Raw genomic sequence first — 9,565 nt, forward strand, 5'->3', positions numbered from 1 at the left:
CCGCGGCGCCGCTCGGTGCGTTCCGCGCCGCCGCGCAGCCGCGCCTCCAGCGGGCGCAGGTCGCCGCGCTCGGCGGCGGCGAACAGCGGGGCCAGCTCGCGGTGCTCGGCCTCCAGCCGGTCGATCAGCTTGCGGTACTTCAGCTGCCCGCGGGCCCGCCGCCAGCACTGCCGGACCTCCTTGACCCGCGCCGCGACGGCGACCGCCGTGAGGGGCTCGGCCAGGGCGTACCGGGCGCGCAGGTCCTCGGGAGGCTGGTCGCCCGCCGCCCGCGCGGGCTCCAGCACCTCCCGCCGGTAGTCGTCGTCGAACGCCACGGGCGCCTCCGCGCTAGCTGACCTGGACCCGGGAGAGGGCCTTCCGGGAGCGCTCGACCTCCTCCTCGGACATGCCGCCGACGTCCACCTTGAGCTCCAGCTTCTCGCCGGTCTCCTTCTCCACGGCGGTGACGTTCAGCAGCCCGGACGAGTCGAGCGCGAACGTGACGCCGATCGGCCAGCCCGCCTTCTTGCCCGGCGGGACGCGGATCTCCCCGGTCGCGATCTCGGTGTTGTCGATCAGGTCGCCGGACTCCACGACGCCGGCCTGCTCCATCACCCGGATGTCGGCGGACGTCTGGTCGTCGTAGACGGTGAAGAAGTCCTCGGTCTTCGCGGCGGGCAGCTCGTCGTTGGCGTGCACGAGGTGCGCGACGTTCTCGGCGCCGGTCTCCCGGTCGACCACGACGATCCCGAACGCGTGCGAGGCGACCGTCTTGATCTGTCGTCCGGCGATCTGCTTCTGCTGCTCGGCGGACAGGCCCGCGCGGGTCGCCATCTCCTCGGCGCGCTCGGCGGCGCCCTCCCGGACGAGCCGCCGGTAGGTCTCCTCGAACGCGTACAGCGACGCGCCCTTCGCGACCGCGAGGTCGGGGTCCTGGAGCCGGGGCGTGAGGCCCAGCTCGGTCGCCAGCCGCGCCGCGACGACCGGCATCTTCGTGGACCCGCCGACGAGGACGAGGTCGTCGTAGTCGTCCACGCCCTTCTCGGCGGCGGTCGACAGCGTCCGGCCGGTGATCTCCACGGTGCGGTCGAGGAGGTCCTTGGTCAGCTCCTCCAGCTTCTCCCGCGTCACCTCGACCGCCGCGACCCGCCCGCCGTGCATCACCCGGACGGTGTGCGCGGTGCGGGTCGTGAGGGCCTTCTTCGCGTCCTCGGCGTCCCGGCGGAGCTGCTGCTCGGTCTGCTTGTCGTCGAGCGGGTCGCCCGCGTCGGGATGCTCGGCCCGGAACCGCTCGGCGAGGTGCTCCACGAGCCGCGCGTCCCAGTCGGCGCCGCCCAGCTCGTGGTCGCCGTCGGTGCACACGACCTCGATGTGGCCCTCGCGCAGCGCGATCACGGTGGTGTCGAACGTCCCGCCGCCGAGGTCGTACACCAGGATCGTCCGGTCCTGCTCGGGGTTGAGGACGCCGTAGGTGATCGCGGCGGCGATCGGCTCGGACACGATGTCGATGACGTTCAGCCCGGCGATCCGCCCCGCCTTGCGGGTCGCGTCCCGTTCGGCCGCGCCGAAGTACGCCGGGACGGTGATGACGACGTCGCGGGCGTCCTCGCCGGTCGTGGTGCGCGCGTCCGTCGCCAGCTTCAGCAGGACGAACGCCGAGATCTCCTCCGGCGTGAAGTCGATCCCGTGGATGGGCCGCGTCACGTCCCGCCCCATGTCCCGCTTGATCAGGCTGACGACGTTGTCGGGCTCCAGCACCGCGGTGTCCTTCGCGGTGGCGCCGACGACGACGTTCTCGCCGCTCTCGAAGAAGACGACGGACGGCGTGGTGTCGGTGCCCTCCAGGTTCCGCAGGACCGCGGGCCGCCCTACATCGTCGATGGAGGCAATGCAGGAGTACGTGGTTCCGAGGTCGATCCCGTAGACAGCCATGTCCCTCTCACCTGTCGGTCCCGAGTCCTGAATTCTGTGCTCGTCCGGTGTTCAGCGTCTCGCCGCGTTCCGCCCCGCCGTGGCGACTTGGGGCGGCTTTGACCGCGGCCCCGGATCCGTTCTCGTCGAGCTTCCCGACGCTGACCGCCGCCTTGCGCAGCACCTTGCCGCTCTGCTCGAACCCGTCGGACTGGACAGCGGTGACGGTGCCGTCCCGCAGCGGGTCGGCGACGGGCGTGACCGCGACCGGGCGGTGCCGGGACGCGTCGTAGGGCGCGCCGGCCTCGACCGTGAAGCGCTCGACGCCGAGCCGCGCCAGCGCGTCCGCGACGTCGTCGGCCAGCGCCGCCAGCAGCAGCGCGGTCTGCCGGGGGTCGGGCGGTTCGGCCAGCTCGGGCGCGGCGAGCCGGTCGGACTCGCGGCGCGCCTGGTCGTGCAGCCGGTACAGCGCCGCGCGGACGGGCTCCAGCATCCCCTGCAGCTCGCCGCGCCGCAGCCGCTGGTTCTCCTCGTGCAGCCGGTCGATCACGGCCTCGCGGTGCGCCGCCCGTTCGTGCTCGCGGTCCAGCCGCGCCGCCAGCCCGGCGAGAGCGTCCCGGACGCCGGCGCGGAACGCCGCGCCGTCCGCGCCGTCCGCCCCGGTCCCGGCGCAGGCCGGCTCGGCGCCCTCGGCTCCGGAGTCCTCGTTGACTGGGGGTTCCCCGTCCCTCGACACGTGCGGTTACCTTAATGCTGGACGGCATGCGTACGACAGGCCCTGGTGATGACCTTGTCTGGACTCTAGTTTGACCCGTACCCGTCATTCCAGCACCGACTTGCGGCTTCGTCTTCTCGGGACGACACGTCCGGGTAACGGCGCGGAAACAGGCCCCGGGGCGCCGCGGCCGCGCGATCCGCGTGCTGACCTGGTCTTTCCGGCGAACCGGTCCTAGAGTCGCATTTCAGGACTTTGCCGCGTTCCAGGAGGTGGCCGATGGCCGCACTGCTCCGCCCGTACGCCGACGCCAAGCCGGACGAACCCGCCATCACCGACGAACGAGGCAGCACGTCGTGGCGGGAGCTGGATGCGAGAACCGGCCGGCTGGCGAACGCGCTGCGCGGGCTGGGGCTGGCCACCGGCGACGCGATCGCGATCCACTCCGGCAACCGGCGCGAGTACTTCGAGCTGATGTGCGCCGCCGGCCACATCGGGCTCCGCTACGTGATGGTCAACTGGCACTGGACGGCCGACGAGCTGCGCTACGTCCTGACGGACGCGGGCGCGCGGGTCCTGTTCACCGAGGACGCGTTCGGCGATGTCGCGCGCGAGGCGTCCGAGGGCCTCGACCTGGACGCCCGCGTCGCGTTCGGCGACGCCGTCGCGGGCTTCACCCCGTACGAGGAGTTCCTCGCGACCGGGACGGGCGAGGAGATCTCCGACCCGGTGATGGGCTTCCCGATGTTCTACACCTCCGGCACCACCGGACGGCCGAAGGGCGTGAGCCGCAAGCAACTCGCCGCCGGCGCCCCGATCGAGACCGCGAGCCTCATCGGCGACGTGTTCGCGGAGGTCCTGCGGATCCCGCCGGACGGGCGGTCGCTGCTCGTCGGCCCCGTCTACCACTCTGCGCAGTGGCTGTGGTCGCTGGTGTTCCTGCTCAGGGGGCGTTCGGTGGTCATCCGGCGGGACTTCGACCCGGCCGAGACGCTGCGGCTCATCGACGAGCACGCGATCACGAACGTCCATCTCGTCCCGACCCAGTTCGTCCGGCTGCTGCGGGTGGACGAGGAGACCCGCGCGGCGTTCGACGGCTCCAGCCTCGCGGCCGTCTGGCACGGCGCCGCGCCCTGCCCGCCCGAGGTCAAGCGGCGGATGATCGACTGGCTGGGGCCGGTCGTGCACGAGTACTACGGCTCCACCGAGGCGGCGGTCAACAGCGTGATCACCGCGGAGGAGTGGCTGAAGAAGCCCGGCAGCGTCGGCCTCCCGCTGCCGACGACCGAGGTCCACATCCTGCGCGAGGACGGCGAGCCCGCCGCCGCCGGCGAGCGCGGCCAGATCTTCTTCCGGTACACGAGCGGCGACGACGTCGAGTACTGGGGCGACGAGGAGAAGACCCGCTCGATGCACCGCGCGGACGGCCTGTTCACCACCGGCGACGTCGGCTACCTGGACGAGGACGGCTACCTGTTCCTCGCCGACCGCGTCATCGACATGATCATCAGCGGCGGGGTGAACATCTACCCGGCGGAGATCGAGGGCGTGCTGATCACCCATCCGGCCGTCCGGGACGTGGCGGTGTTCGGCATCCCGGACGAGGAGTTCGGCGAGCAGGTGAAGGCCGCCGTCGAACTCGCCGACGACGGCGACCCGTCCGACGCGACGGCGGCCGAGCTGATCGAGCACGTCCGTGCCTCGCTCGCCGGGTACAAGGCGCCGCGCTCGATCGACTTCGTCGACCAGATGCCGAGGACCCCGACGGGCAAGCTCTACAAGCGCCTCCTGCGCGACCCGTACTGGGCGGACCAGAAGCAGAAGATCTAGTCCAGCAGGGCGAGGACGGCGTCCAGGTCGGTGAGGCACGCGTCGGAGCCGAGCCCCTGGGCGACCGTCGCCGCCGCCGCGGTGCCCCAGCGGGCCGCCTCCAGGACGTCCCGCCCTTGCGCGAGCCCGGTGATGAACCCGGCGCAGTACGCGTCGCCGCACCCCGTCGTGTCGACCACCTCGACCGGCAGGACGGGCAGCCGGTGGACGCCGCCGGCGGTCGCGACGAGGCTTCCCTCCGCGCCGAGCGTGACGATCACCGTGCTCGGGCCCTGCTTGAGCAGCGCCTGAGCGGCCTTCTCGGGATCGGTCTCGCCGGTCATCGCGGCGGCCTGCTCCTCGTTCGGCAGGAAGTGGTCGACATGCGGCAGGAACGCGGCGGCGCCGGTCAGCAGGTCGGGCATGTTGGACAGCAGGTCCATCGTGACGACGGTGCCGGTGCGGCGCGCGGCGGCGAGCATCTCGAAGAACGCCGGGTCGTTGAGCCCGAACGTGACGTCCGGCCCGCCGAGGTGCACGACGCCCGCCGCGCTGAGCAGGCCGGGCCCGACCGCGCCCGTGGTGAGGGTCAGGTTGGCGCCCGGGACGTGGAAGCTGGGGCGCCCGCCGTCCGGCCGGATCGGCAGGATCGACGCGCTGGTCTGGTCGGCCGTCCGCCGGACGAGCCCGGTCACGTCCACGCCGTTCCGGGTCATGATCGCCACGAGCAGGTCGCCGAGGTCGTCGTCCCCGACCGCGCCGACCGAGATGACGTCGTTGCCGAGCCGCGCGAGCGCCACCGCGGTGCCGGCGGCGGCGCCCGCGGCGGTGACGCGGATCTGCTCCACCACCACGGTGTCCTGGCCGTCCGGGATGCCCTCGACGGGACGGGCGAGCACGTCCAGGATGTGCGCGCCGAGAGTGACAACGGTCATGACGGGCCCCTTTGCGAGCCCTTTTCATCCTCGGTCGACGCGGCGGGTGCCGGTCGGCGCAACACGCCGGAGGAAAAGGACTCGATGATCGTCAGGGCCGTAGCGTACGCGGTATAGACCGCGGAACGTGAGAGGTATTCGCATGTTGTTGAAGGATGAACGGCATGAGCTGTGCGCCATCGGCCGCCGGCTGGCCGACACCGGCCTCGTGACCGGCGCGTCGGGCAACATCAGCGTCCGGTCGGGCGACCTCGTCGCGGTCACGCCCGGCGGCATGATGCTGGACCGGATGGAGCCCGCCGACTGCCCGGTCGTGAACCTGTCGTCGCAGCTCGTGGAGGGGGAGCGGGCCCCGTCGTCCGAGACGCCCATGCACCTCGCGCTCTACGCGGCGACCCCGGCGGCCGCGATCGTCCACACGCACTCGACCTACGGCGCGGTCGTGGCGACGACCATGTCCGAACTGCCGCCGATCCACTACAACACGCTGCTGCTGGGCGGCGTGGTGAAGGTCGCCGAGTACGCCACCTACGGGACGCCCGAACTCGCGGAGAACGTCCGGACGGCCATGGCCGGCGGCAAGCGCGCCGCGCTGATGGCCAACCACGGCGGCGTCACGATCGGCCGCGACCTGGACGAGGCGTTCGAGAACGCGCGGCTCCTCGAATGGCTGTGCGGCGTCTACGTGCGGGCCAAGATGATCGGCGAGCCGCGCATCCTGACGGACGTCGAGCTGGCGAAGGTGGTCGAGCGCGGCCTCACGCCCCCGGAGTTCCCGCGAGTGTAACCTAACGCTTGTTAGGTTACACTCGCCCAGCTCCATACCCACCTCACCGCGCACAACTTCGAGGAAGCGAGGCCGGACTTCCAGGAGTCAACTACTCGGCCCTGAAGGGACCGAGCTTGCTCGTTCGGTCCCTGGGGGCTTTGTTTACGCTCCCGACTGCCCGCTACGACGGGGCGGTCACGGGTCGCATCCACCCACCTCACGCTATGTGGAGGCGGGTTGGGGCATGTTGACGAATACCCACGCCGAGCGTGCGTGGTCGCGCACGTTGACCCCGGCGACGACGTCGGCGGGCCCAGCGAGACCGCACCGACGACAGCAGAAATGATCCCGGCTGCGGCGGTTGCCGCGGTCGGTGTGGCCGCAGCGCGGGCAGCGCTGCGATGTGTAGGCCGGATCCACCTCGATGAAGCGCACACCGGCGCGGCGGGCCTTCTAGGCGATGAACTCGCCCACCTGGTGGAAGGGTCAACAGGACAGGCGCGCCCGCTGGTCGCGAGGAACCGTGACCCGTCCGCGGATCCCACTCAGCTCTTCGAGTGCGATGCCGCGTCCGGTGCGTGCCGCGACGGCGACGACCTGCTTGGAAATTCTTGTTGTTGACGTGCCGGGCCTCACGGCGCGCCCGCTGCTTCAGCAGCCGCGCCGCTAGTTTGACCAGCCCCACCAGTTCCACAGTCTGTGACTGTATCATTACAAAGCCATGGGGTGTCCGGGGGCTGGCCAAGGCGGCGCTGACGCGCTGCGTATGGGGGAAGCGACTCCTCCCGGCCCTGAAGAAGAACGATCTCCGGGCGCACAGGCGCGCCGAGTTGGGCAACGGAGTCTTCCTAAGGACCGGGGTCCTCGCTAAAACCCGGAACGTGACAGGGTGAGGGCGTGCCGAAGCTCTCACTGGACGACGCGCGCCGGTTGTTGACGACCGTCCCGATCGTGCGCCTCGCGACCGTGGGCGAGGACGGACGGCCGCACCTCGTCCCCGTGACGTTCGCCGTCCACCGCGGCAGCGTCTACACGGCCGTCGACCACAAGCCGAAAAGCACGCGGGATCTACGGCGCCTGGCCAACATCCGCGCCAACCCCCGGGTCGCCCTACTGGCCGACCATTATGAGGACGACTGGTTGCGCCTCTGGTGGGTCCGCGTGGACGGCCACGCGTCCATCGTCGAGGACGCGTCGCGGATGGCCGAACCCGTCCGCCTCCTGGCGGACCGCTACACCCAGTACCGCGACCACCCGCCCGAGGGCCCGGTCATAGCGATATCCATCGAAACCTGGACAGGCTGGTCGGCGTCCTAGCGTTGGTCAGTTCCAGGCTTGGCCGAGCTTGGCGAGGTCGTCGGCGTACTCGATGCGGGTGGACCACTCGTCCGGCCAGGCGTCCATGCCGAGGTGGGCGCCGGCGAACGCGCCGGCCAGGCAGGCGATCGAGTCGGAGTCGCCGGAGCTGGCCGCGCCGCGCCAGATCGCCTCGACCGGCTCGTCCGGGAACAGCAGGAAGCAGAGCAGGCCGGTGGCCAGGGCCTCCTCGGCGACCCACCCCGCGCCGGTGATCTGGCAGGGGTCGGACGTGCGGTCGCCGCTCCGGACGGCTTCGTCCAGGCGGTCGAGGACGTCGAGGCACTCATCCCAGCCGCGCGCGATGAAGTCCTCCGGGGTGTCCATGCCGGGCTGCTGCCACAGGGTGTCGAGCCAGCGCTCGTGGTAGGTGGTGCGCTGGTCGTGGCAGCGCGCGCGGAGTGCTGCTGGCAGGTCTGCGGGCTCCATCCCGTCGGCCAGCCACCGGACGGCGAACGCGGTCAGCTCGCTGGCGGCCAGCCCGGTCGGGTGCCCGTGGGTGAGGGCGGCCTGGAGCTGGGACGCGCCGGCCCGCGTCTCGTCCGACAGGCCAGGGGCGAGACCGACCGGCGCGACCCGCATGTTGGCCCCGCACCCTTGGAGCCCGCCACGGTCGCCTTGACCCACGGCTGTCCCGCTTGCAGGTTCCGGCACGCGCGCAGGCAGGTATTACCGGGCGCCCGGTTGTTGTCGGGGCTGTTGAGCCAGTCGATGAAGTGCCGCCGCCACATCGGGATGATGAGGTCAGGGGTGAACGGCGGGTTGGCCAGGGCGTCCAGGAGGGCGAGGCCGACCGCGATCGCCATCTGCGTGTCATCGGTGACGAGCGCAGGATCGCCGTCGAGCTGCGTGGGCCCGTGGTCGCCGAAAATCCGGTGGATCTGCTTCATCGTCAGGAACTCGGTCGGCGCCCCCAGTGAGTCGCCGTACGCCAGCCCGAACATCGCCCCGCTCGCCCGTCTCATAGCGGGCATTCTTCCTCAATCTCGCGCCTAACTCGCGCGTTGGAAGCGGCCGGGTGTCATGCCGTAGTAGCGGACGAACCAGCGCGTCAGATGGCTCTGGTCGGCGAACCCGGTGCGGGCCGCGACGTCCCCGATCGCGTCTCCCTGGACGAGCAGGCGACGGGCCGCGCGCAGGCGGAGCTGGCGCTGGTAGTCGCTCGGCCCCATTCCATACGCCCGCCGGAAGCCGCGGTAGAGCGCGAACCGGCTGCACCCCGCCGCCTCCGCCAGCTCGTCGGCGCCGATGTCGTCCAGAAATGCGTCCTCGATGCGCCGCCTGGCCCGCTCGACGAAGCCGCCGCCGTCCGATGGGCGCAGCCGCTGGGTGGCAGCCCTGCCGACCATTGACCCGACGGTCGCGGTCAGCAGTTCGTCCCTTGCGAGCGTCGTCGCGGTGCCGAGGAGTGCCGCGTGCAGTCCGCGCAGGTTCCGCGCAAGCACAGGGTCATTGAGCACAGGTGAGTCGAACAGCGGGAGCCAGGCCGGACGATCGGCGATATCGGCCAGCACGTCCGAGACCAGCTCCGGGCCGATGTGCACGATCCGGTACGTGAAACCAAGCTCGTCTGCGGCGTGACCGTCGTGCGGGTCGTCCGGGTTGAACGCGATGACCATCCCGGCCGCGCTGGTGTGGGCGCCGCCCCGGCAGCGGAACGCCTGGTAGCCGTCCTCGGTCACGCCGAACGAGTACGTCTCGTGGCTGTGCCGGTGGTAGACGTGCCGCTCGAAGTGGGCGTGCATCGCCTCCAGGGGACGGTCGGACGACCGCCAGTACCGGCTCCAGTCCACGCGTCCAATTCTGGCGCACCAGCGTTCAAGACGAGCGCCGTCCGGCGAGGGCACCCTTGGCCGCATGCGTTTCGACACCAAGATCGGGATCGTGGTCAGGGACGACCTGGCAGCCTGGCAGCGGCTCAACGTCACCGCGTTCCTAGCCAGCGCCGTGGCGGGCGGCGTCCCTCTCTGCCAAACTGGTGTGACACACGGGACGAACGAGACTTAAGCAGCATGAGCAGGGCGAGAACGGGATCTTCTTCACAGTGACGTTGAGCATGACCGATCTGGCCGGTTCGGCCGGGCATGA

General features: G+C 71.1%; 9 protein-coding genes and 2 pseudogenes. 4 read left to right on the forward strand and 7 right to left on the reverse strand.

Annotation, left to right across the window (positions count from 1 at the left end):
* From HUX53_RS33475 to grpE, 3 genes and pseudogenes are all read right to left on the reverse strand, one after another.
* A pseudogene (locus tag HUX53_RS33475) lies at positions 1 to 317 on the reverse strand (hypothetical protein); the annotation flags it as partial.
* 13 nt (positions 318 to 330) lie between these two features.
* Complete coding sequence (locus tag HUX53_RS33480; RefSeq protein ID WP_176407262.1) at positions 331 to 1,914, reverse strand: Hsp70 family protein; 1,584 nt, start codon at positions 1,912 to 1,914, stop codon at positions 331 to 333.
* A gap of 7 nt (positions 1,915 to 1,921) precedes the next feature.
* A complete protein-coding gene (gene grpE, locus HUX53_RS33485) occupies positions 1,922 to 2,629 on the reverse strand; it encodes a nucleotide exchange factor GrpE (RefSeq protein WP_176407264.1) in 708 nt (235 codons plus the stop codon).
* 258 nt (positions 2,630 to 2,887) lie between these two features.
* On the opposite strand from grpE, the gene HUX53_RS33490 reads away from it, so the two are divergent.
* A complete protein-coding gene (locus tag HUX53_RS33490; RefSeq protein ID WP_176407266.1) occupies positions 2,888 to 4,438 on the forward strand; it encodes an AMP-binding protein in 1,551 nt (516 codons plus the stop codon).
* Here the strand turns inward: HUX53_RS33490 and HUX53_RS33495 are convergent.
* Complete coding sequence (locus HUX53_RS33495) at positions 4,435 to 5,352, reverse strand: carbohydrate kinase family protein (RefSeq protein ID WP_176407268.1); 918 nt, start codon at positions 5,350 to 5,352, stop codon at positions 4,435 to 4,437. The genes HUX53_RS33490 and HUX53_RS33495 overlap by 4 nt on opposite strands.
* A gap of 142 nt (positions 5,353 to 5,494) precedes the next feature.
* On the opposite strand from HUX53_RS33495, the gene HUX53_RS33500 reads away from it, so the two are divergent.
* Positions 5,495 to 6,139 (forward strand): class II aldolase/adducin family protein, encoded by a 645-nt coding sequence (locus HUX53_RS33500; RefSeq protein WP_176407270.1) that lies wholly within the window; start codon positions 5,495 to 5,497, stop codon positions 6,137 to 6,139.
* Between the two features lie 204 nt (positions 6,140 to 6,343).
* Here the strand turns inward: HUX53_RS33500 and HUX53_RS43200 are convergent, their stop codons facing one another.
* Positions 6,344 to 6,556, reverse strand: a complete 213-nt coding sequence (locus tag HUX53_RS43200) for a zinc ribbon domain-containing protein (RefSeq protein WP_369009225.1) — start codon at positions 6,554 to 6,556, stop codon at positions 6,344 to 6,346.
* Between the two features lie 462 nt (positions 6,557 to 7,018).
* Between HUX53_RS43200 and HUX53_RS33510 the strand changes: the two genes are divergently transcribed.
* Positions 7,019 to 7,438, forward strand: coding sequence for a TIGR03668 family PPOX class F420-dependent oxidoreductase (locus HUX53_RS33510; RefSeq protein WP_176407272.1), 420 nt, complete (start codon positions 7,019 to 7,021; stop codon positions 7,436 to 7,438).
* A 6-nt stretch (positions 7,439 to 7,444) separates the two neighbouring features.
* Here HUX53_RS33510 and HUX53_RS43205 read toward each other — a convergent pair.
* Both HUX53_RS43205 and HUX53_RS33520 read right to left on the reverse strand, forming a co-directional pair.
* Positions 7,445 to 8,451, reverse strand: a pseudogene (locus HUX53_RS43205) (ADP-ribosylglycohydrolase family protein).
* Between the two features lie 18 nt (positions 8,452 to 8,469).
* Positions 8,470 to 9,270 carry an AraC family transcriptional regulator gene (locus HUX53_RS33520; protein WP_309237551.1) on the reverse strand — a complete coding sequence of 267 codons (801 nt, stop codon included), beginning with the start codon at positions 9,268 to 9,270 and terminating at the stop codon, positions 8,470 to 8,472.
* 64 nt (positions 9,271 to 9,334) lie between these two features.
* Here HUX53_RS33520 and HUX53_RS43210 point away from each other — a divergent pair, with 64 nt between their 5' ends.
* Positions 9,335 to 9,484 (forward strand): DUF2000 family protein, encoded by a 150-nt coding sequence (locus HUX53_RS43210; protein WP_369009226.1) that lies wholly within the window; start codon positions 9,335 to 9,337, stop codon positions 9,482 to 9,484.
* Positions 9,485 to 9,565 lie beyond the last annotated feature (81 nt).

Origin of the sequence: Actinomadura sp. BRA 177 (assembly GCF_013372625.1) — a bacterium.
Classification (GTDB): Bacteria; Actinomycetota; Actinomycetes; order Streptosporangiales; family Streptosporangiaceae; genus Spirillospora.